Genomic DNA, 20,183 nt, shown 5'->3' with positions numbered 1-20,183 from the left:
CACCAGTCAGCGGTGCTGCCGCTCAGCGGGGACGCCCCGTCGAGCCGCGCATGATGAGGGGACAAGGCAGGACCTGGTGCGGCTGAGCGGGCTGCTTGCCGCGCGCGACGGCGACTGCCAGCTCGACCGCTGCCTCCCCCATGCGAGCGTGTGGCAGGGCGACGGTGGTCAGCGGGGGCACCAGGTCCTCGGCAAGGGCCTCCTGGTCGTCGAAGCCGACGAGCGACAGATCCTCGGGGACGGTGGCCCCAAGGCGGGTCGCGGCTAGCAGGGCACCCGTGGCCACCCTGTCGCACACGGCGAAGAACGCCGTCGGCCGCCGGGAGGCAGGGGCGTCCAGGGCCTGTGTGGCTGCCGCGTGGCCGTCGGAGATCGACCACCCGCGGCCCACGTGGTGAGCCTGGATCCCGGCCTCCTCGGCGGCCGCACTGAAGGCCTGCCAACGAATGGGGCCCGACACGTTACCGACCTTGGTCTCCTGCGCCCCGGGGGTGTAGTGGCCGCACAGCATAGCGACACGACGGTGTCCCAGGTCGGCTAGGTGGCGCAGGGCGGCGGTGGCCCCGCCTGCGTCGTCAGGACTGACCGAGGGGTGGCCTGGTTCTCGCGCTACGCAGTTGGCCAGTACCAGGGGGACGCGGGAGGCGGGGACTTCGTCCAGCTGGGTGAAGCCCATGGCGGCGTAGATGATGGCGTCGACCTGACGGCTCTCCAGGGCGGCGACGGCCTCGGCTACCTGGTCGGTGCGGTGGCCGAGGTCCATCATGAGCAGGACGTGGTCGGCGGCCTCGGCGGTCTCGGTGGCAGCGGCCAGGAGCCTGCCGCCGAAGGGTGAGGAAGCGAAGGCGTCGGTGACTAGGCCGATGGAGCTGGTCGTGCTGCGCCGCAGGCTTCGGGCCACATAGTTGGGCCGGTAGCCCAGCTCCTCTGCGGCCTGGAGGACTCGCTGCCGGGTCGCGGGCGCGATGTTGCCGACGTCGCGCCCATTGAGCACGAAGGAGACGGCCGTGGCAGAGACCCCGGCGGCAGCGGCAACGTCAGCGGCGCGCACGCGAGGTCGGTCCTGTGTGCCCGTCATGCACTCATACCACCAGTCGTCACGTGCGGCGTCAATCCTGTCGGTCCTCGTGGCGTCGGAAGCGACGTCGCTCCCTTAGCCGCGTGCTCAGGCGGGGGTGCGTGCTCAGGCGGGGGTGCGTGCTCAGGCGACAAAAACGTCATAGGACAACAGGCTGCCATGTTGTCCTATGACGTTCTTGTTGTTTTACGCGTGGTGGGGGTCTGCGTGAGGCGCCGCTCCCGGTAGTCGTGGTGTACGGACAGAATGGCCTGGCACACGCCCAGCCAGGTGTAGACGGCCAGCAGCGCGGCAAGCGTCGTGCGCACCGGTGAGCTGGCCACAATCTGCCTGACCTGGTCGTCCGCATTGCTGGGGACCAGAATGACGACGAGCAGCCAGGGTGCGGCGATGTTCTCCCTCAGGTGCCGCCGGGCGTCGTCGTAGGGACGCAGGCACGCTGGCATCATCCAGGCGCAGCCCAGGGCGGGAGGTATGCCGTAGAGCACGATCTCGGTCAGCGGGCTGCCCGTGCGGACACGGATCCCGGCGGCGATCGTGACGATGACGCCGCACGCCAGCGCCCACCACCCCCAGTCGGGGGCGAGGCTCCGGTCAGCTCCCCGGGTGAGGCGGAACATCGCGCTGGCGAGGGTCCGCAGTGCCCTGCTCGCTGTCCTGGTGGCTGCCTGTGCGCAGTCCCTGGTCGAGGTGACCAGGTGGGCAGCCAGCCAGGCTCGGCCGCCAAGCAGCCGCATCAGGCGGCCGGTGCGGTCGGTAGACGCGGGGCGGCGGTGGGAGTCCACCAGATGTCTCCTTTCCGGTGGGTGCCAGGACAGGCGCAGCCGTGACCGGTGGCTGCTGAGCCAGCCTAGGCGTGGCTTGGACGCGGTACCGGGGCAACGCGCGTCCGCAGTACCGTCTTGTGACCGCCTCCAGGGGACTGCTGCCGGTGTCCCGGAGCGCTGACCGCGCTACCCCGGCCGGTTTCCCTGCGTGGGGTATGCGATCGGTGGGACCGGCTCCTCGAGCTCGACCCTGCGTGCCCCTCAATCCCCACCTTCCAGGTCAGTGAAGATCCTCAAGGACATCGTCGCTGACGGGACCCAGGGTGATGCCGAGGTCGTGGGCGACCTCAGCGAGGCTGAAGGTTGTCGCCTGACCAGAACGGGCCGCCTCGGCGCGTGCGGCGAGGGCGTACATGTCCTCAAGGTGGTCGAGCCGCTCAGTAAGCGCCTGGCGCACGTGGAATGACGCGGGTCGGCCTGTCTGCGCGCTGAGACGGTCAAGACGGTCCTTGAGGTCATCAGGAAGGCGGAGGCTGAGGACCGAGGTAGACATGTATACATGCCTGCCTCGCGGCGGACGTGCTCGCAAGATCCTGCTGAGCTGTCAGCAGCCCCCTGGCCGGTCCTCCCCGCGTGGCGGGAGACCGGCCAGGGGGCTACCTGCACCGGCTACTCGGCCGGGGTCCCGGTGCCGTACGGGTCCGTGTCCCCACGGCGGCGCTGCCAGTACTCATGGTTCAGCGACAGGAGTGCCTTGATCAGGCCCAGCCACGGGTAGAGGACCAGGAACCCGAGAAGGGTCGCGCTGACGGAATCGTTGAAGACGATCTGCTCAATGACGGAGTCTGTGCTGCTGAGCTGCGTCATAGACAGGGCGAGCACCGTCGAGGCGACGACGTCCTGCCTCAGGTGTCGACGGGCGTCGTTGTAGGGACGTAGGCACGCTGGCATCATCCAGACGCAGCCAATGAGCAGGGGACCGCACAGAAACAGGGATGTGGCAAGAGTGAACCCTTGAACGGTGCAGAATCCCCAGGCGACCGCAATCGTGCATATTCCCCCGACCGCCCACCATCCCCAGCCGGGTGCGAGCCTCTTGGGGGAGGAGTCAGTCGTCGCCGTGGGAGGGGTGGGCTCGCCAGTTGTTGCAGGAGGAGCTGCTGCCGGGACAGTCCGCTCGGGCGGGACGCGCCGCATTTTGCTGCGCTTCTTACCGCGCTTCCCGCGCTTCGCGGCGTTGGGCTGAGCGATGTCCAGCCCGGAGGGGGCACCTCCAGGATAAGACGGTTCGGAGGGGGCAGATTCCGTGCGAGAGCCTTCATCACCCTGTGCAGCTCTGCCGGAGGTCTTCGCGGGCAGCAGGTCCGTGCCAGGTACCGCCGTCTGCGACGGCGCTGCGGATACTCGGATTATCTCAGGGGCAAGTGCCCGGCTGAGGCGCGACAGGGCCGTGCTGAGCCGGACAAGGGTCTCAACGAGGCTCTTGGAGGCTGCTACGGCGAACCGGGCCACCGCAGTGATGAGCGCGGCCGGGATGCCTAGGGCGACTCGTAGCAGCCCGGCCGCGACTGCCAGGATCCCGGCCACGATGGTCACGAGCCCGGCCACGATGTGCCTGCTGCCGGTGAGAGCCACCTGGAGCACGGCACGTGCGAGGCCCCGGAAGGCGGAGTCCGGGGAGAGTGGGTGGAACAGTGGGTGGGACATGGTCCACCTCCTTTCGGTAGGGCCACGGAAGGTGTGGCCGACGTCGTGGGCCGCAGCCCACGGACCAGCAGCTCGCGCGGGTCGCTTTAGTAGTGGTCGGAGTGGACGGAAGGGCCGACTACGACGCCGACTACGACCACGGCAGGTGCGCTCAGGCCCTGGAGAAGCAGGAAAAGGCCCGGGAACGCAGGGCAGACGGGCCGTACGGTGCTGGGGACGGAGCCGAGGCCAGGACTGAGGCCAGAGCCGCAAACAGGGTTGGGACCGGACCGGGGGCACTGGCGTACTGCGGCAAGGCCGCGTAGCCTGGAGGCGAGCGCCCGCCGGATGTGCCGTGCCGTTCGGATGTGCCGTGCCGTTCTGGAGCGGCGCTGAGCAGCGCCTGCCGCCGCGATCAGGACGGCCCGGGCTCGGGCGCTAGGACCACGCTGCACGGACCAGCACTCGGCCTCACGACGACGTCAGGACCCAGACATGGCAGGCACCTCCGCAGGACCACAACCACCTACCTCACCGCCTACCTCCGCTGTCAGCCGCCTCAACGCCCGCGTCATTGGCATCTGTGTGGCTGCAGCGCTGGGTGGCTTTCTCTTCGGCTTCGACACCGCCGTCATCAACGGGGCCGTTGACGCCTTGGCAGGTGACTTCGCCCTGAGCCCAGCCCTCACCGGGTTCTCCGTGTCCTCCGCCCTTATCGGCTGCGCCGTTGGCGCCTGGTTCGCCGGGCCGGTCGCCAACCGGCTGGGACGCGTACCGGTCATGCTCGTTGCGGCCCTGCTCTTCGTGGTCTCTGCTCTGGGGTCCGGCCTGGCCGTGGGTATCATCGACTTCATCGCCTGGCGCCTGGCAGGTGGGCTGGGTGTGGGTGCGGCCTCCGTCATCGCCCCCGCCTACATCGCCGAGGTCTCACCGGCCTCGGTACGGGGACGCCTGGGTTCCCTCCAGCAGCTGGCCATCGTCATCGGTATCTTTACGGCGTTGCTGTCCGACACCTGGTTCGCCGGCACGGCCGGCGGGGCCGCGGAGATCCTGTGGATGGGGCGGCCCGCGTGGCGGTGGATGTTCATGGCGGAGGCCGTGCCCGCCGTCCTCTACGGCCTCTTTGCCTTCCGCCTGCCGGAGTCACCGCGCTTCCTGGTGGCCAGGGGCCGCTACGACAAGGCCTCCCAGGTGCTCTACGACTTCACCGGTGTGGTCAACGTCAACCTCAAGATCGAGGAGATCCGCTCCACCATCGACTCTGAGAGGCGAGAGTCGCTGTCTGACCTGCGCGGACCGCGCCTGGGGCTCAAGCCGGTGGTGTGGGTGGGCATCCTGCTGTCCGTCTTCCAGCAGTTCGTGGGGATCAACGTCATCTTCTACTACTCCACCACCTTGTGGCGCACTGTCGGCTTCGAGGAGTCTGACGCCCTGACGATCAGCGTCATTACCTCGGTGACCAACATCGTGGTGACAATCGTGGCAATCCTCCTGGTGGACCGGGTGGGACGCCGACCTATGCTGCTGGTCGGCTCGGTGGTGATGACCGTGGCGCTGGGGCTGATGGCCCTGGCCTTCTCCTTCGCCACGGTCGAGGGCGGGGAGGTCGTCCTGGAGGCGCCGTGGGCGCCTGTCGCCCTGGTCTGCGCCAACCTCTTCGTTGTCGCCTTCGGCGCTACCTGGGGCCCGCTGGTGTGGGTACTGCTGGGGGAGATGTTCCCCAACCGGATCCGCGCCGGGGCGCTGGCGGTGGCGGCCGCCGCCCAGTGGGTTGCCAACTTTGTCGTCTCCACCACCTTCCCTGTCCTGTCTGACATCGGGCTGACCTTCGCCTACGGGCTCTATGCCGTCTGCGCGCTGCTGTCCTTCGTCTTCGTCCTGCGCTCGATTGCCGAGACCAAGGGCAGGGAGCTGGAGGAGATGGAGGACCTTAGTGGCTGAGGGCGCCAGCGCCGGTCGGCACCCTCCGCCCTCCGGGCTGCGTGCGGCTGACGCACACCAGGTACGAGCCAGACACAGGATGACACTCAAGGAGGAGCGATGACTGATCCCAGCGCCTCAGGAGGCACCAGCCCCGGCCTCGCAGCGGGCCGCACTGTCTCCCAGCCGGTGACCCACCTCGTCGTCATGGGGGTCGCTGGCTGCGGGAAGACCACGACCGCCAACGGCCTCGCCCGTGTCCTGGGCTGGCCCGTCGCCGAGGCCGACGACTTCCACCCCGGCGCCAACATCGCGAAGATGCGCGCGGGTACTCCGCTCACCGACGCCGACCGCTGGCCGTGGCTGGACTCCCTGCGCGGCTGGATGAGTGAGCGGGCCGCGCAGGGGTCCTCCACTATTGTCACCTGCTCCGCCCTCAAGCGCTCCTACCGGGACCTGCTGGCCCAGGCGCAGGGCCGGGTGCGCTTTGTCCACCTGCAGGTTCAGGAGGTGGAGCTACGCCGCCGCATGGCTCAGCGGGAGGGACACTTCATGCCAGCCAGCCTCCTGCCCTCCCAGCTGGCCACCCTGGAGCCCTTGGAGGACGATGAGGACGGCGTGGTCGTGGTATCCGGCTCTTCCAGCCCGGAGGCGACGGTGACGGCCGTCCTGGAGTCGCTGGAGCTGCTGGACGTGGAGGCCGGGAGATGCTGACTCCCGTGCTGACTCCGTTGCCAGCCCTTGCGGCTAGTCTCACTACCTCACCCGCCCCTATCTCGCCCGCCCCGGCTGGGACGCCCGCCCCGGCGGCTCTGGCTGCGACGGCGGCCCCCGGCGCCGAGACCGCCTCCGGCAGCGACACCCAGCTGGTCGTTGCCGCCGTGGTCGGTATCGCCGTCATCGTCGTCCTCATCACCTGGCTCAGGCTGCACCCCTTCCTGTCCCTGATACTGGGCTCAGTCACCATGGCAGTGGCCGCAGGTGTCCCGCTGGCCGACTCCTTCACCTCCTTCACCGAGGGGCTGGGGAGCACGGTCGGGGACGTGGGCGTGCTCATTGCCCTGGGCGCGGTCATCGGGACCTTTCTCATCGAGTCCGGGGGTGCCGACCGGATCGTCGACACTGTCCTGGAGCGCGCCCGGGTCCCCCTGCTGCCCTGGGCGATGGCCCTGACCGCCTTCGTCATCGGGATCCCGCTGTTCTTCGAGGTCGGGGTGGTCCTGTTGATCCCGATCGTCATGCTGGTCGCCCGCCGCTGCGCTCTGCCGGTGATCCTGGTGGGCATCCCCGCCCTGGCGGGCCTGTCCGCCCTGCACGGCCTGGTGCCCCCGCACCCGGGACCGCTTATCGCCATCGACGCCGTGGGGGCCGACCTCGGCCTGACGCTGGGTCTGGGGCTGGTAGTCGCGGTGCCGACCGTCGTCGTCTCCGGTCCTCTGGCTGCCCGCTACATGGCGCGCTGGGTCCCGCTCCAGGCAGGCAGCCCTCCCGGCGGGCAGCAGGAGGAGACGGAACGGCTCAGGCGCCCCACCTTTGCCGTGTCACTGTCGATCGTGCTGCTGCCGGTGGTCCTCATGCTGCTGCGCACAGTGGTGGAGACGACCGCGGCCGACGCCCAGGACTCACCGCTCTACACGGCCGCTACCTTCCTGGGCACACCCGTGGTGGCCCTCCTGGTCACCACTGTCCTGGGACTGGTGCTCCTGGGCAGACTCCAGGGGGACTCCGCCCAGGAGGTCAGCGACCGGGTCGGTGCCTCTCTCGGTCCCGTGGCGGGCATCCTGCTCATCGTGGGTGCCGGAGGAGGATTTAAGCAGACCCTGGTGGACTCTGGCGTGGCTGACGTCATGGCTCAGGCTATCCAGGGGGCGAGCCTGTCCCCGCTGCTGGCAGGCTGGCTGGTCGCGGTGGCGGTGCGCCTGGCTACCGGCTCGGCGACAGTAGCCACTGTCACGGCCTCCGGCATCATGGCACCTGTCGCCGCCGGGATGGACGCGTCGACAACGGCCCTGCTGGTGCTGGCGCTGGGGGCGGGGTCAGTCTTCCTGTCCCACGTCAACGACGCCGGGTTCTGGCTGGTCAAGGAGTACTTCGGTATGAGCGTGGGACAGACGCTGAGGACCTGGTCGCTGATGGAGTGCCTGGTCTCCGTGGTGGCCCTGGCAACAGTTATGCTGCTCAGCCTCGTTCTCTGACCTCGGGGGCGCTGGCCTCCTCAGGCCTGTCCTCTCGGTCCTCTTAGCGGTTCATCCGCCAGATAGCGGTGGACAGTGCCGTGGCGAAGGCGGTCCAGCCCGCGTAGGGGGCCAGAGCCACCCCGCGTGCCATCTTGACCTGGAAGGTGCGCTGGACCAGCCCTACGGAGCTGAGCGTGAGGGTAGCGGCCCACGCTGCAGACAGGCCAGGGTTCCTCGCCCGGAAGAAGACCCAGGTCCACCCGGCGTTGAGCGCCAGGTTGACCGTGGTGGCGCACAGGTAGCCTGCGGCCTCCCAGTCCTGCGTCTTCGTGTCGGCCTCCCGCAGTTCGGCAAGTGTAGGACCCGTGGTGGCGGCGATGGTCGTGTAGAGCGCGCTCCAGACAAGAGGGAAAGCTGAGCCGGGCGGGGTCCATGACGGCTTGCGCAGGCTGGCGTAGTAGCTGCTGCGGGGGTCTGAGGCGAGTGACCCGGCGACGGCGGTGGCTGCCACCATCGTGGACGTGGCCAGCAGTGCCGCACGGCGGTGGCGAGGCATGGTCTCCTCCTGGGTGACGATCATTTGATACGACAGACTTGGCTCACCCTAGTGTGCAGCAAACAGCTTGCGACCTCCCGAGGCAGTCTGTTACCCAAAGAGCGCTTTATTTGTTGTGCGTCATTGATCTGGGATCGTCTCAGAGGTGGTCGCCAGTGTCCACACCTCGTGGCAGCGCGAGGCGGAGGAGGCGACCAGCCGGGCGTTGGGCAGGTCCACGGTGCGCACCCAGTGCCCGGCGTCGGCGGCGCTGCGGCCGAAGTCCTGGTGGCGGGTGACCAGACGGGCCACCAGCTCCTCCTCGGGCACCTCCAGGAAGACCAGCAGGTCGATCCGGGTCCTCACCTCCTGCCAGCCGTAGGAGTCCAGCGCCAGGTAGTTCCCCTCGGTGACGACGGCCCCCGGCCCGCTTACCAGCGTGCCTGCGGCCACGGGCTCGTGCAGGTCCCGGCGGTAGACCGGGGCCAGGACCTCCGGGAGGTCCTGGGCGCGGACCCGGTCGAGGGTGGCGAGGAGCCCCTCCACGTCGAAGGTGTCGGGCGCGCCCTTGCGGTCGTGGCGCCCCAGGGCGTCCAGGACGGCGTTGGAGAGGTGGAACCCGTCCATGGGGACGGCGCCGGCCAGGAGACCACGCTGGGCCAGGAGGTCCTGGAGCCGGGTGGCCAGGGTCGACTTGCCCGAGCCCGGCGCCCCGGCCAGGCCGACGACGAGGCGGGACGGAGCCTCGCCAAGAGCCGTAGCCAGATGGTCGACCAGGCCGAGCAGCAGGGCCTCGGCGGAGCCGGTGCGAAAAAGGGGAGACGGGGCGGAGGGGTCGGAGGCGGAGTCAGGGGTCAGGGGTGGTACAGCGGAGGATGCAAAGGAGTCGGCCATGGTGTGATTGTCCCTCGGTTGCCGGGGGCGGGGTCAGCGGCTGTGAGGCTGTGCTGCCGTGAGATGATCCGCAGGCGTGCGGTTCGGGTCGCCGTCGTCTCCGCGCGGCGGCGTCGGTAGCATGGCGGCACCACAGGACCAGCGTCGCGCACCACCAGGAGGACCCATGCCTGAGCCGATCACGCTTCTCGACCGTGTCCAGGCCATCAACTGGAACCGGCTTGTCGACGACAAGGACCTGGAGGTCTGGGACCGCCTGACGGGCAACTTCTGGCTGCCGGAGAAGGTCCCGCTGTCCAACGACGTCCAGTCCTGGGCCACCCTCACCGAGGCGGAGAAGAACATGACCACCCGCGTGTTCACCGGCCTCACCCTGCTGGATACCATCCAGGGCACCGTGGGGGCGGTCTCCCTCATCCCTGACGCGCGCACCCCCCACGAGGAGGCGGTGCTGACCAACATCGCCTTCATGGAGTCCGTCCACGCCCGCTCCTACTCCTCGATCTTCTCCACTCTCATCTCCACCGCTGAGATCGACGAGGCCTTCCGCTGGAGCGAGGAGAACGAGAACCTCCAGCGCAAGGCACGCATTATCCTGGACTACTACCGGGGGGAGGACGCTGAGAAGCGCAAGGTGGCCTCCACCATGCTGGAGTCCTTCCTCTTCTACTCCGGCTTCTACGCCCCCATGTACTGGTCCAGCCACGCCAAGCTGACCAACACCGCCGACCTCATCCGCCTCATCATCCGCGACGAGGCGGTCCACGGCTACTACATCGGCTACAAGTACCAGCTGGCCGTACGCGAGTCCTCCCCGGCCCGCCAGGCCGAGCTCAAGGACTACACCTTCGACCTGGTCATGGAGCTCTACGACAACGAGGAGCAGTACACCGAGGATCTCTACGACGAGCTCGGGCTGACCGAGGACGTCAAGAAGTTCCTGCGCTACAACGCCAACAAGGCGCTGATGAACCTGGGCTACGAGGCACTGTTCCCGGCCGAGGCCACCGACGTCAGCCCGGCGATCCTGGCCTCCCTGTCACCCAACGCGGACGAGAACCACGACTTCTTCTCCGGCTCGGGCTCCTCCTACGTCATGGGCACCGCCGAGGCCACCCAGGACGAGGACTGGGACTTCTAAGCCCCGGCCGGGTTGGGGCGTCCGGGTCCTGCGTCTGAGGCTGAGCCAGGGCGGGACTTCTCTGCGGCCGCGACACTGCTGTCGCGGCCGCTTCTTCTGTGCGTGCCCGCCCGGCGGCACATCGTCAGGGGCGTGTCTGCTATCCCCCATCGCGCTCAAGCCCGCCGTGCCGCCAGCTGCCGCTGGGCGGCCCCGGTCCGCTCCTGCGAGGTTGTGCCGCAAGGGGTTGACAGTGGGACGGGGCGCCTCTAAGGTGTTAAACACCTGTTCAATCGTGTCTTGTGGCGAGGTGCCGTGAGCCGCTCTACCACTGAGGGTGCTGCGGCGGCGTTCCCATCGTCACCAGCACCCTTTAACCGCTGACGGCCCTCGTTCACCCGGAAGAGAGACTATGAATAGCGTCATCAAGGTCAGGTCCCTGCACAAGAAGTTCGGGAAGGTCCACGCCGTGCGCGGTATCGACCTGGCCGTCGAGCGCGGCTCGGTGTACGGGCTCATCGGCCCCAACGGTGCTGGCAAGACGACCGTGCTGCGCATGCTGGTGGACATTATCCGACCCACCAGCGGGTCAGTCTCAGTCCTGGGGCACGCACCGCGCTCGTCCAGGCCGGGGCTTCGGCGCCGTATCGGCTACCTGCCGGGCGAGCTGAGGCTGAATGAGCGCACCAGCGGTGCCTCGCTGCTGCGCCACCTCGCCGACATCAGCGGCCCGGTGGCCCCCGGCGTGACTGACGAGCTCGCCGAGCGCCTGGACCTCGACCTCCGCCGACCGGTACGTACCCTCTCCAAAGGCAACCGTCAGAAGCTGGGGCTGATCCAGGCGTTCATGCACCGCCCCGAGCTGTTGATCCTGGACGAGCCCACCAGCGGGCTCGATCCCCTCGTCCAGCGGGAGTTTCTCGCTCTGGTGCGCGAGGCGCGCGAGGCCGGCCAGACTGTGCTGCTCAGCTCGCACGTCCTCAGCGAGATCCAGCACAGCGCGGACCTCGCCGCCGTGCTCGCCCAGGGCAGGATCGTGGCTGAGGGTGGTATCGCCTCGCTACGGCTCACCGGCACCTCCCGGGTGCGAGGGCTGCTCAGCGGCACGACCGTGGAGGAGGTCCGGGAGGCGCTCGCGGGCCCCGACCGGGTTGACGACCTCGAGGACCTTGACCTGCACAGCATCGGCGAGGACCAGGTCGGTTTCTCCGGCGTGCTGCGGGGGCAGGCTGACCCGCTTGTCAAGTCCCTGTCCCGCTTCACGGTGCGCGACCTCACTATTGAGGAGCCTGACCTGGAGGAGACCGTCCTCAGCCTGTACGAGCACACGGGAGACGCATCATGACCACGTCCGGATCAGCCACCACTGCCTTTGCTGGGACCACAGATTCCCCCGCCCGGGCCACCACGGCCGTTCCGGTCCTGCGGCGCCAGCTCGGGGAGGGCAGGCGCGGGCTGCTGGGCTGGTCAGCCGGCCTGGCGGCTATCATCCTTCTTTACCTGCCTGTCTACCCCTCGCTGCGTACACCTGAACTGCGCGAGATGATCGACACCATGCCAGCCGGCGTAAGCGACACCCTTGGCTTTGACCAGATCGCCACAGGTGCGGGCTACGCGCAGGCCACCTACTTTGGCCTTATCGGCTTCCTCCTGGTTGTCGCAGCCGCGACTACCTGGGGGTCGTACTCGATCGCGGGTGCGGAGGAAAGCGGCCGCCTAGAGCTGACGATGGCCCACGCGGTCGGGCGGGTGCAGTACGTGGCGGAGACTGTGGTGGCACTGGTCGTGCGGATCGTCCTCCTCGCCGTGGTCAGCGTCGTGCTCATCCTCGCCCTGAATAGCCCCGCACAGTTGTCACTGTCGGCGGGACACCTGGTGACAGTGACCGTTGCCTGGGCCGGCCTGGGCCTGCTGTCTGGGGCGTGCGCGCTGGCGGTTGGCGCGCTCACCGGGCGGCGGGCCTGGTCCGTCGGTGCCGGTGTCGGTATCGCCGTGCTCGGCTACGGCCTGAACGCGGTCGGTGAGTCGAGCTCCACCCTGGAGTGGATGCTGGTCGCCTCCCCCTACCACTGGGCCTTTGGTGAGAGCCCCCTGGCGACGGGCAACGGCCGGGGCGGTATCGCGCTGGTCTGGGCGCTGTGCGCGGTGCTGATCGCCCTTGGCTGCTGGGCGTTCTCCCGGCGCGACCTCAGGGGCTGACGCCACTGAGACCTCTGCGCCCAGATGGCACTGTCGGAATTCACCGGCGGGGCGAGATGGATCTTTTTCCGGTAATGGGCCGGTTGTGCGGCACTAACGCAAACCTGCTGCGTCGCGCTCCTCGTGTGGGCAAGGTGTATGGCTGCGGTAATCCAGTGCTGCTCCAGTCATCGGGTTGTTGCACAGCTGCAGGCAATCGTGTGCAGCGTCATCCTCGGCCCTGACGCGCTGGCGCGTGTGTGCCCAACAGAGGCTGTCCCCGTCGTGACTGGGTACTGGCGACATGTTGCGCGGACAACTGGGAGATATTATATGCAACGTGGAAGGCCATGGCGGTCGGTAGTCCTGCTGCTCGTGCACACAGTTCTGCCGCTATGCCGAACAGCGCCATGTGTGCTGCGGCTTTCCAGCCTCCCAGGTGAAGGTGGGTAGTGCCAAACAGGACACTGTTAGTCAATGACAGCGCCGCGTTCTCTGTGTGCTTCACGCTAGCCCTCCAGATGACCTCTTCCGCGACGGCGGTCGGTACGAGCCAGGGATCAGGCACACACTTTCGGTAGCGTGGAGCCCTCCTTGTGATGAGCGTGCTGCTGACCGCGTGGAATGTAACTCCTAACGCGACTCCGGCCGGAATATGTCCCAGTTGTGCATTGCACTCCCTCAGCCGGGGCGTTCTTCCGCAGCCAGTGCCGGTAGAGATGGCGGCCAGCAGGACTGTCGGGATGTCGTAGTACAGCGCCTGGTGCTGAGCACCAAGCCGCATCATCAGCTGCGGAACGGCGGCGGTGGAAACCAGGTGCAGCAGACGTGTTGTCAGCGTTATGGCGCTGTTCAGGGAAGAGTTACAGGCTCCCGGTCTGCTACGCACCGTCGCGCTCCGTGGGGAGTTGGTTCCCTGGATGGAGCCAGAGCTCGAACACGCTTAGTCCGTCCCGGTCCGGCTGTGCGCAGTGTGACGCATCGGGGGCAAGCCGAGTCCCGTCGTCGAGAAGACGTCGCAGCCGCACGTTGCGGTTGCCAGCCCAAGACCTCGCAGCGTGGGCCAGCTCCTCGACCTCCTGCCAGGTTAGTGACCTCGCAACCTGCTCCTGTATGTACGGCAGTACTGAGTGATCGCCTGGAGGCCGGTGCCACGGGTTTCGCAGCAGGTCGACAAGGAACAGGTGACCGTTCTGCTTTGTCAGTCGAATCATGTTCAGGTACGCCTGTCGCCAGTTCTTTAGCAGACCGATGACGAGGCTGCAGACAACGACGTCGTAGGTTCCGTTCCTCGTGACGGAAGGACTCTCCACATCTCCTTGAAGGAAGTGTGCAGCCGGTAGGCTGGCCTGGGCGGACGCCAGGACGCTACTGTCCATGTCCAGGCCGGTGTAGTCGTGAGGAGTGTCCGCGAGAACCTGGCCTAGAGCGCCCAGCTGACAGCCTACGTCCAGAACCCTGGCACTGTGTTTCCAGTACCTGAGCCCAACTTCGTGCTGGGTATGGCGCGCGTATCGCAGCGCCGTGTAGAAGTCGTGCTCCAAGTGCGGCTCCAGGGGTCGGCCTACAGCATCCTGGACAACATAGCCATCACCAGCCATTGTGCCTCCATACACGCTAACGACGCTGAGAGAACCGAGTGGCCAGGACGCTGCTCACTCCAAAGACGAGTGCCCAGACAATGCTCATGACCACCGTTGTCGTGCTGGCTCCCTGCCCGCTGCCCAGGCTGCACACCAGGTCTCGCGAGGCACGTGAGGGGAGATACGTGCTGACTGAGTCCAGTGCCTCTGGCATATAGTCGGGCGACACCAGCATGCCCCCAGCGAAGGCCAGGGATAAGAAGACCAGTTGTGCGACGGTGATGACTGTCTTGACATTGACGACCTGTCCGAGTGTGGCCCCGAACAGGCCCCAGGTAACCATCGTGACGATGAGGGCTGCCAACCCGGCAGCAAGGGATGGTGATGGACGGGCTGCGGTTGTGGCCAATGAAAGCAGCCACAGAAGCACAACCCCGACAACCGTGACGGCTAGCGCCCCAGCAGCAACTGAAAGGAACCGGGGGACCGGCCCTATGGGGAGGGTTCTGAGGTAGAGGCCGAATCCGGTGTCCCGGTCCTGAGCCACAGACACGGAGTAGCCGAACAGGCAGGTGGAGAACCCCAGCATGCTTGTGAGTTGGAGCGTTGCCTCGGTCGCGGCGTCTGCCGATTGGACGACGCTTCTGTTAGGTAGCACAAAGAAGAGAAAGCACACGACTGGGATAAGGACGTTCCCGATCAGTGCCGTGGGCTCACGGAACGTGTCGATCAGGACCATTCGCAGATGGGCTGCCAGGACGCCGGAAGACGCCCTCTGGCTACCGGCGCCGCTGCGGCTACGCATCCTGCTCCTCCATTCGTTCCATAAGAACGTCTTCAAGGCTCCACCCGGTAACACGCAGGTCCTGGAAATCAAGACCGGCATGCACAAGTGCACGTACGACTGCGTCGGTGTCTTGGCTCCTGACCTCAAAGGAGTGACGGCCTGCAACAATCTCTGCCTGCTGGCCGATCGCCCTGTGGACCTGGTCCACAGAGACGGATGAGTTGAAGGAGACCCGCGCCTGTCTCTTGAGTTCCAGGAAGCTTGAGATCGAGCGGTTCTCGATCAGCATGCCCGCCTCCATGAGGAGGATGTGGTCGCTGAGGTACTCGATCTCCTCCAGGTAGTGAGAGGTGATGATCACAGTCATTCCCTTGCTAACCTCCTCACGCATCCTGTTCCACATAGCGCGCCGGGACTCGGGGTCCAGGCCCGTGGTCGGCTCGTCGAGAACAACAAGGAGGGGGTTCCCGACGAACGCCAGGCTGACAGCAACGCGTCGCTTCTGTCCACCGGACAGCCTCCCGATTCTTGTGGAGCAGAAGTCCTCAATGCCCCAGGAGTGAAGCACCTGTCGATAATGCTGGGTGGTTGACGGGAAATGGGCGGCGACAAAGGAGCCGAGCTCGTATGCCGTGAGGTTGCCCGGCAAGGCAACGTCCTGCGGAACAACGCCCAGCCTGCTGCGTGAGCGTGCTGCGCGAGGATCGCCGCCCAGTACCTGAACGCTGCCTGAGGAGGGAGGCGTCAGTCCGACCAGCATGGAAACCAGCGTGGACTTGCCGGCACCGTTCCTGCCGAGGACTCCGACGACACTGCCGCGTGTCACCTCAAAGCTGACGTCAGACACCGCTGTGACGTCACCAAACTTCTTCGACAGTCCCTGCGTCTCGACAACGGTATCGTATCCGTGGGTCACCGCTCCTCCTGTTCTACCTGCTTGACAATATAGGGCACTAGCCGATGGCGAGTGCGTAGAGCAGTGCCGTGTCGACTCCGTTGAGAGAAGGTATGCGTTCGTTGACCTCGTCGTCGACAAATCCTCCAAGAGCGCGAGAAGGAAGTCCGTAGGCGGTGGACAGCAGAAGGAAGTTCTGAGCCATGTGCCCAGCCTCTATGAGGCAGAATCGGAGCCCTCTGTGTCCGTACTTGAACCGCGTGCGCCAGAAGGAGCACGCGATGAGAATGATGACCGCGCTGTCCGAGGATCCGGCCGCGTCGAAAAATGAGGAGGATATTGCATCCCCCAGTGAGGTAGCGATCTTGACCGCCTGGTTTTCTTGTGGCAAGTAATAGTACACGCCTTCCTGGAGGTCATCAACGTGCCGCCCGTAGAAGAACAGGTCCAGAGGGTGTAGCGCACCTGCCGACGGCGTAGTGCGTAGGTGGCTGCTTCTGCCCTTTACGTCAGTCATCCCTGCTCCGTACCGCAGCAGGCCCGAAAGCTGCTTCAAGGTCATGGAGCCGAGGAATACGTCTGATGATCTTCGGTCGAGTAGGACCTGCCCCAGGGCCGCAACAGGATACTCTGGCGCGCCGAGGTTTACCCTTGGAAGGTGGTCGTAGCTTCTAGCACCACGGGAAGAGATTTCTTGCAGTGCGGGAGAGTTCTGCAGCACCTGGATGCCCGGGCAGTCCCACCCCATCGACTCGCGGCGTACCTTCGACGCCTCGAACCAGGTCTCGGAGCAGTCAAGAGCATCTGGGACGCCGGCCCCGTACACAATAGTTGTCAGATTTGCGCTGTGGATGCTTGGTCCGTCCATAGTCATCTCCTCCTGCCCGCCTGGCGCCTATGTCAGGGAAATGGGTGCGGAATGGGATTCAACGTGTCGAAGTCTCCCCCGGAGCCATGCCCCCACGGCAGAGGGGAGTACAGAGCAGGATTACCGAGAAATCGGCCAACGTAGGATGCGTCGAGTTGCATCAGCTGAGGAGAGAGGACCTTCACCACCACGACCCCTTCGTCGCGAACGTCCGGGGAAGTGACGTCAACGTTGAACAGTTCGACGTCTCTCCGTCTTGCAATTGCAACCAACTCCTTCACTGAGTCGCTGGGACCAAGGCCGGAGGGCAGGTCGAAGCGTTCTGGGTGAGGCTCCTCCTCGGTGGCGTCGGTAAGAAAACTAATTGCCTTCCACAGGGGGTCCTGGTTCGGTCCAGCGTACAGGCGCACATGGTCATCAAAACTGTGGATCGTCTTGCGCCAGTCGCTGTCAAACCTGATGGTGTTTCTAGAACGCTGCTCAGCCTTGATCCATACGCGAGTCTGGAATGCCTCAACCGTGGCTTTCTCGGCGGCGCGGGATATCGTCGGCGCTGACGCGGCCCCGAAGGAGATAGGGGCAGAGGCGGTAGCCGTGTTGAGTACCACTGCAAGGACGGTGGGAACGCCAACGAGCTCGGACAGGGCGAACAGACGTACGTCCAGGTTGGTGGGCTCGACATGATCGTGCCAGAAGGGGCTCGTCCTGAACAGCGTGGGGCCGTCGATCAGTGGGGGAGTCAGGGTGGCGTGCCACGTGAGCATGAATGCGTGACGCTCAAAGGCTTCCAGGATAGCCGACACAAGGGCTTCTGGCATGGTCAGGCTGCACGCAACCCCGTTGCTGGTGGCATATGCTACGGTGGCACCGGTGGACTTGAGGGGTCTGAGATAAACAAGGTCGGCAGGAACCGCTGACTGTTGCTGCGTGCCGATATCACGTGCCCAGGTCCATAGTGTAGGTGTGTCCGGCGTCAGAGGGGCGAACGGAAAGTCTTCCTCCTCGTACTGACGAGAATGAAATAGGTTCCAGTCGTACCGGAACGCACTGTCGGCAGTACCTGGTGCATCGCTGCGAAAGAATAGGTCGTCTGGCATGTAGGCTGCGGAGTACCGCTCAATCGTCTCACCAATGGCGGCGACCTTGGCGGCACGATAACTTAATGCGCCGCCTCCGTTCAGTTCATTGACGGGGCACCAATCACCGGTGCTCCGTCACATGCGCGGGCTCCTACCGCATACCCGGGTATATCATCGGTCTCATGGAGCTGGTTATAGAGAGAGTTGACAACTCCCGTTAAGGGGAGACAAAGCGGTCGTACACAGACTCTACTGCGTCGAGTGCTGTCCACTCCTGCCCAGGGTCAGCCATGGTGCCACACCTGCGGGTACCCGGTTGTCCTTGACTGGCTGCACACATCGCAGCGTGGTACGCGGAGGACGTGGTGACGGTCGAGGACTGTGCCGTTTCGAGAGGACTCGATGACCCTGTACGTGCCGGGTTGTGACGAGGGAGCGTGAGGGCCGAGCGTCACATACTCAGCTATGAGGTCCGAGGTAAGGGCGGTGATAAGCCGGTTTGCTGCTGGAAGCGGTGCACGCGGTCGGTGATGCAGGTGCCAGGGGCTTTTGGGTGCACCTGGGCGGACGGACTCAGGTACACTAATAAGGTTGGCGTGATACCGGTATGCCCAGCAGCGAAGGCAGGCGCTGCTTCCGGGGACGACCCATGGCCCAATGACCGACCGTTTCCCGTCAAAACCGCCGACGAACAGGATCCGCCCGGGGAACTGCTGTTCCACAAGGAGCCTGTTCTGCCTCAGCGACGCCTCGGAAAGTATGTCATGATGTACTGATACCGCCACGCTTTCCTGACCCTTCTCCGCGGCTGTGGCCGGCATCTGGGTGAAGTCCTGCCCCTCCTTGGCGTCAAAGGTGTCTAGGGTATCTACGGTGATGCCGAGACTTCGTAGCTCCGCAATTAGGAGGTCTGCGAGAGAGGTGTTGTCCCCAGAAACTATAAGTCTGGTGCTGTGAAGCCTTCTGGTTGCCTCTGCCTCCTCGACCTGGTAACCGCTTCTGGCGCAGTACTCTGCGACGACGGGCGGTATCGTATCAAGGCCTGTGTGCGGGCGGAGGATGTCGTTCTGGATCAGCCCCTCCAGGATGTACTCCATCTCGTCGCTCATGTCGCGGCTATTCGCCGTAAACGCTGGAGCGTCAAGCCAACCAAGTTCCACCATTCGCGATAGTGCCACAGACCCGGAAGGCTCTTTTAGCACGGTCACCGAGTCGCCCCTGCGGACGCGCATCTCATGGTCGCCGGTCTCGATGACAAGAAGAGGGTTCCAACTGTAGGTCGTCGGCGCGCCCTGCGCGGGCGCTCCCTCTGGTTTTCCTGACTGCTCCTCTGGTGTGGCCGGTCCTCTATGGCTCGTCATCGTGCCGCCCTCGCCCGACGATGCTCATGATGACAAAGATGACGACGCTTATGGCTAGTCCGATGACCCCAACGAACAGCGCCCCGACGATATCCGGCGTGGTAAGGTAGTACCCGGCGCTGCCGATGGCTGCACAGGTGACACCGATGAGTGCGCCGCGTCTGACTTCTGAACCCATCAGAGCCTTTCCTTTGCGTTGGTTTGTGGTAAGTGGCCGACGTGGTACTGGTAGTAGGGGAGCTGGTCGGCAACCTGTGAGTCATTCTTTGATAATCCGCGTTGACGGAACGCGTCTGCAAGAATGTTGGGAGGAAGGTGGTGGTAACTAATGCGCTTGACTTTTCTCCCGGCGAGATGGCTGAGTGCCTGCTCCACGGACGCCGTGAGCGTTGCGGGCACGGCTGAAGATGCGGCGTCGGGAGTTTCCTGTATTGTCGTGACCGCCGATGCCAGGTCTGCTGTGGTCACCCATGGCATCGCCGACTCTGGGTAACTTCCGAAGATCTTTCCCGACGCGGTGAGGTACGGGGAGAGTTCTTCTATCACAGCGGGAGCGAGCAGAGTCCTTACCTGCACCCCTGTAGGCTTCACGTGGGTCCTGACAATATGTTCCAACTCAGTGTAGTACTTGATGAGATCGGCACTCTCCCTGCCTCCGCTTTTTGCTGACAACAGCACCAAACTATGTGGCGGGGGTGTCTCTGCTAATGCTGTGGAGGCGAAGTCGCGGGCCTCTTGTCGGCTCAGGCAGATCAGGTCGATAACTGCGATCGGATCGTCGTGGGTTTGCTTGCTGAGGCGCTCGCCCAGAGTCTTCCTCTTTCCTAGATAGGTGAGCTGCATAACTATAGTCCCTGGTCGTCTGAGTGCCGTTTCTGTTCGGGAGGCCCGGCGGCACTGCCCGCGTGGACAGCGATGTGTGCGGCGGGTGACGCGTCCTTGCCGCACAGACGGCGGGCGGGCAGTGCCGCCGACCTGGCCCTAGAGCCTGACGCAGGCGATGCAGCAGGTGCTTGACGATGAGCTGCACCGTGCCGCAGTGGGTTCGAAGAGCGTCTCCTCCTCCCCGTACGTCGCGATGCTGAAGCCCTGGGCGGTCGCGGTCTCGGACATGGCTGCTCCTTGCTCGACCTTGAGGTGCTGGGATTGCGCCTGCCGCTACTGTTCAGTTGCGGCCGACACGTGCTATGTTATGTTACGGATACGGGCTTGTCAATAGGTTTGTGTTCCCATGTGGGTTCGGAACTGCCGGTCT

At 65.5% G+C, this 20,183-nt stretch carries 22 protein-coding genes; 6 read left to right on the top strand and 16 right to left on the bottom strand.

Features of this window, described 5'->3' with window-relative positions; all coding sequences use genetic code 11:
- Nucleotides 1-22: 22 nt before the first annotated feature.
- From D5R93_RS12510 to D5R93_RS12495, 4 genes are all read right to left on the bottom strand, one after another.
- The gene (locus D5R93_RS12510; RefSeq protein WP_243106811.1) at nt 23-1,051 is read right to left on the bottom strand and encodes a LacI family DNA-binding transcriptional regulator; all 1,029 of its coding nucleotides are present in this window, start codon (nt 1,049-1,051) and stop codon (nt 23-25) included.
- Between the two features lie 194 nt (nt 1,052-1,245).
- The gene (locus D5R93_RS12505) at nt 1,246-1,863 is read right to left on the bottom strand and encodes a hypothetical protein (RefSeq protein ID WP_120205537.1); all 618 of its coding nucleotides are present in this window, start codon (nt 1,861-1,863) and stop codon (nt 1,246-1,248) included.
- Between the two features lie 262 nt (nt 1,864-2,125).
- On the bottom strand, nt 2,126-2,398 hold the full coding sequence (gene relB / locus D5R93_RS12500; protein ID WP_120205535.1) for a type II toxin-antitoxin system RelB family antitoxin: 273 nt from the start codon (nt 2,396-2,398) through the stop codon (nt 2,126-2,128).
- A 116-nt stretch (nt 2,399-2,514) separates the two neighbouring features.
- Nucleotides 2,515-3,552, bottom strand: a complete 1,038-nt coding sequence (locus D5R93_RS12495) for a hypothetical protein (protein ID WP_120205533.1) — start codon at nt 3,550-3,552, stop codon at nt 2,515-2,517.
- Between the two features lie 474 nt (nt 3,553-4,026).
- Between D5R93_RS12495 and D5R93_RS12485 the strand changes: the two genes are divergently transcribed.
- The 3 genes from D5R93_RS12485 (at nt 4,027) to D5R93_RS12475 (ending at nt 7,646) form a co-directional block, all read left to right on the top strand.
- Entirely contained in the window at nt 4,027-5,472 is a 1,446-nt protein-coding gene (locus D5R93_RS12485; protein WP_120205527.1) for a sugar porter family MFS transporter, read from the top strand.
- Between the two features lie 99 nt (nt 5,473-5,571).
- A complete protein-coding gene (locus D5R93_RS12480; protein WP_119835449.1) occupies nt 5,572-6,165 on the top strand; it encodes a gluconokinase in 594 nt (197 codons plus the stop codon).
- On the top strand, nt 6,159-7,646 hold the full coding sequence (locus D5R93_RS12475; protein WP_120205525.1) for a GntP family permease: 1,488 nt from the start codon (nt 6,159-6,161) through the stop codon (nt 7,644-7,646). The genes D5R93_RS12480 and D5R93_RS12475 overlap by 7 nt, the downstream gene beginning before the upstream one ends.
- Before the next feature lie 43 nt (nt 7,647-7,689).
- Here the strand turns inward: D5R93_RS12475 and D5R93_RS12470 are convergent, their stop codons facing one another.
- Both D5R93_RS12470 and D5R93_RS12465 read right to left on the bottom strand, forming a co-directional pair.
- Entirely contained in the window at nt 7,690-8,208 is a 519-nt protein-coding gene (locus D5R93_RS12470) for a TspO/MBR family protein (protein ID WP_205570059.1), read from the bottom strand.
- Nucleotides 8,209-8,304: 96 nt separating this feature from the next.
- The gene (locus D5R93_RS12465; protein WP_119835451.1) at nt 8,305-9,057 is read right to left on the bottom strand and encodes a nucleoside/nucleotide kinase family protein; all 753 of its coding nucleotides are present in this window, start codon (nt 9,055-9,057) and stop codon (nt 8,305-8,307) included.
- A gap of 166 nt (nt 9,058-9,223) precedes the next feature.
- Here D5R93_RS12465 and nrdF point away from each other — a divergent pair, with 166 nt between their 5' ends.
- The 3 genes from nrdF (at nt 9,224) to D5R93_RS12450 (ending at nt 12,376) form a co-directional block, all read left to right on the top strand.
- Complete coding sequence (gene nrdF, locus D5R93_RS12460; protein WP_119835452.1) at nt 9,224-10,198, top strand: class 1b ribonucleoside-diphosphate reductase subunit beta; 975 nt, start codon at nt 9,224-9,226, stop codon at nt 10,196-10,198.
- Nucleotides 10,199-10,589: 391 nt separating this feature from the next.
- Nucleotides 10,590-11,522: an ABC transporter ATP-binding protein gene (locus tag D5R93_RS12455; protein ID WP_119835453.1), complete on the top strand. Its 933-nt coding sequence runs from the start codon at nt 10,590-10,592 to the stop codon at nt 11,520-11,522.
- On the top strand, nt 11,519-12,376 hold the full coding sequence (locus tag D5R93_RS12450; protein ID WP_120205522.1) for an ABC transporter permease subunit: 858 nt from the start codon (nt 11,519-11,521) through the stop codon (nt 12,374-12,376). The genes D5R93_RS12455 and D5R93_RS12450 overlap by 4 nt, the downstream gene beginning before the upstream one ends.
- Before the next feature lie 208 nt (nt 12,377-12,584).
- On the opposite strand, the gene D5R93_RS15085 is transcribed toward D5R93_RS12450, so the two are convergent.
- The 10 genes from D5R93_RS15085 to D5R93_RS14635 form a co-directional block, all read right to left on the bottom strand.
- Nucleotides 12,585-13,139 carry a CPBP family glutamic-type intramembrane protease gene (locus D5R93_RS15085; RefSeq protein ID WP_423243334.1) on the bottom strand — a complete coding sequence of 185 codons (555 nt, stop codon included), beginning with the start codon at nt 13,137-13,139 and terminating at the stop codon, nt 12,585-12,587.
- A gap of 97 nt (nt 13,140-13,236) precedes the next feature.
- A complete protein-coding gene (locus D5R93_RS12440; RefSeq protein WP_162933978.1) occupies nt 13,237-13,899 on the bottom strand; it encodes a class I SAM-dependent methyltransferase in 663 nt (220 codons plus the stop codon).
- Nucleotides 13,900-13,972: 73 nt separating this feature from the next.
- Entirely contained in the window at nt 13,973-14,677 is a 705-nt protein-coding gene (locus D5R93_RS12435; protein WP_243107098.1) for an ABC transporter permease, read from the bottom strand.
- A gap of 58 nt (nt 14,678-14,735) precedes the next feature.
- The gene (locus D5R93_RS12430) at nt 14,736-15,641 is read right to left on the bottom strand and encodes an ABC transporter ATP-binding protein (RefSeq protein WP_162933976.1); all 906 of its coding nucleotides are present in this window, start codon (nt 15,639-15,641) and stop codon (nt 14,736-14,738) included.
- 37 nt (nt 15,642-15,678) lie between these two features.
- Complete coding sequence (locus D5R93_RS12425; RefSeq protein WP_162933975.1) at nt 15,679-16,488, bottom strand: SagB/ThcOx family dehydrogenase; 810 nt, start codon at nt 16,486-16,488, stop codon at nt 15,679-15,681.
- A gap of 32 nt (nt 16,489-16,520) precedes the next feature.
- Nucleotides 16,521-17,669: a YcaO-like family protein gene (locus D5R93_RS12420; RefSeq protein WP_120205519.1), complete on the bottom strand. Its 1,149-nt coding sequence runs from the start codon at nt 17,667-17,669 to the stop codon at nt 16,521-16,523.
- Nucleotides 17,670-17,851: 182 nt separating this feature from the next.
- Nucleotides 17,852-18,676 carry a TOMM precursor leader peptide-binding protein gene (locus D5R93_RS12415; protein ID WP_162933974.1) on the bottom strand — a complete coding sequence of 275 codons (825 nt, stop codon included), beginning with the start codon at nt 18,674-18,676 and terminating at the stop codon, nt 17,852-17,854.
- Between the two features lie 238 nt (nt 18,677-18,914).
- Entirely contained in the window at nt 18,915-19,106 is a 192-nt protein-coding gene (locus tag D5R93_RS12410; protein WP_119835462.1) for a hypothetical protein, read from the bottom strand.
- On the bottom strand, nt 19,106-19,771 hold the full coding sequence (locus D5R93_RS13440) for a Rossmann-fold NAD(P)-binding domain-containing protein (RefSeq protein WP_162933973.1): 666 nt from the start codon (nt 19,769-19,771) through the stop codon (nt 19,106-19,108). Before D5R93_RS13440 ends, D5R93_RS12410 begins: the two co-directional genes overlap by 1 nt.
- Before the next feature lie 138 nt (nt 19,772-19,909).
- Nucleotides 19,910-20,041, bottom strand: a complete 132-nt coding sequence (locus tag D5R93_RS14635) for a hypothetical protein (protein WP_259390628.1) — start codon at nt 20,039-20,041, stop codon at nt 19,910-19,912.
- Between the last annotated feature and the right edge of the window lie 142 nt (nt 20,042-20,183).

It is taken from the genome of Actinomyces lilanjuaniae (assembly GCF_003606385.1).
Lineage (GTDB): Bacteria > Actinomycetota > Actinomycetes > Actinomycetales > Actinomycetaceae > Actinomyces > Actinomyces lilanjuaniae.
This window is presented reverse-complemented; position numbering and strand designations above follow the sequence as displayed.

Coding starts and splice junctions, on each gene's coding strand:
- relB (WP_120205535.1), bottom strand. CDS start 2,398: ATGTCTACCTCGGTCCTCAGCCTCCGCCTTCCTGATGACCTCAAGGAC.
- D5R93_RS12495 (WP_120205533.1), bottom strand. CDS start 3,552: ATGTCCCACCCACTGTTCCACCCACTCTCCCCGGACTCCGCCTTCCGG.
- D5R93_RS12485 (WP_120205527.1), top strand. CDS start 4,027: ATGGCAGGCACCTCCGCAGGACCACAACCACCTACCTCACCGCCTACC.
- D5R93_RS12480 (WP_119835449.1), top strand. CDS start 5,572: ATGACTGATCCCAGCGCCTCAGGAGGCACCAGCCCCGGCCTCGCAGCG.
- D5R93_RS12475 (WP_120205525.1), top strand. CDS start 6,159: ATGCTGACTCCCGTGCTGACTCCGTTGCCAGCCCTTGCGGCTAGTCTC.
- D5R93_RS12470 (WP_205570059.1), bottom strand. CDS start 8,208: ATGATCGTCACCCAGGAGGAGACCATGCCTCGCCACCGCCGTGCGGCA.
- D5R93_RS12465 (WP_119835451.1), bottom strand. CDS start 9,057: ATGGCCGACTCCTTTGCATCCTCCGCTGTACCACCCCTGACCCCTGAC.
- nrdF (WP_119835452.1), top strand. CDS start 9,224: ATGCCTGAGCCGATCACGCTTCTCGACCGTGTCCAGGCCATCAACTGG.
- D5R93_RS12455 (WP_119835453.1), top strand. CDS start 10,590: ATGAATAGCGTCATCAAGGTCAGGTCCCTGCACAAGAAGTTCGGGAAG.
- D5R93_RS12450 (WP_120205522.1), top strand. CDS start 11,519: ATGACCACGTCCGGATCAGCCACCACTGCCTTTGCTGGGACCACAGAT.
- D5R93_RS15085 (WP_423243334.1), bottom strand. CDS start 13,139: ATGCGGCTTGGTGCTCAGCACCAGGCGCTGTACTACGACATCCCGACA.
- D5R93_RS12435 (WP_243107098.1), bottom strand. CDS start 14,677: ATGGTCCTGATCGACACGTTCCGTGAGCCCACGGCACTGATCGGGAAC.
- D5R93_RS12425 (WP_162933975.1), bottom strand. CDS start 16,488: ATGGACGGACCAAGCATCCACAGCGCAAATCTGACAACTATTGTGTAC.
- D5R93_RS12415 (WP_162933974.1), bottom strand. CDS start 18,676: ATGAGCGACGAGATGGAGTACATCCTGGAGGGGCTGATCCAGAACGAC.
- D5R93_RS12410 (WP_119835462.1), bottom strand. CDS start 19,106: ATGGGTTCAGAAGTCAGACGCGGCGCACTCATCGGTGTCACCTGTGCA.
- D5R93_RS13440 (WP_162933973.1), bottom strand. CDS start 19,771: ATGCAGCTCACCTATCTAGGAAAGAGGAAGACTCTGGGCGAGCGCCTC.
- D5R93_RS14635 (WP_259390628.1), bottom strand. CDS start 20,041: ATGTCCGAGACCGCGACCGCCCAGGGCTTCAGCATCGCGACGTACGGG.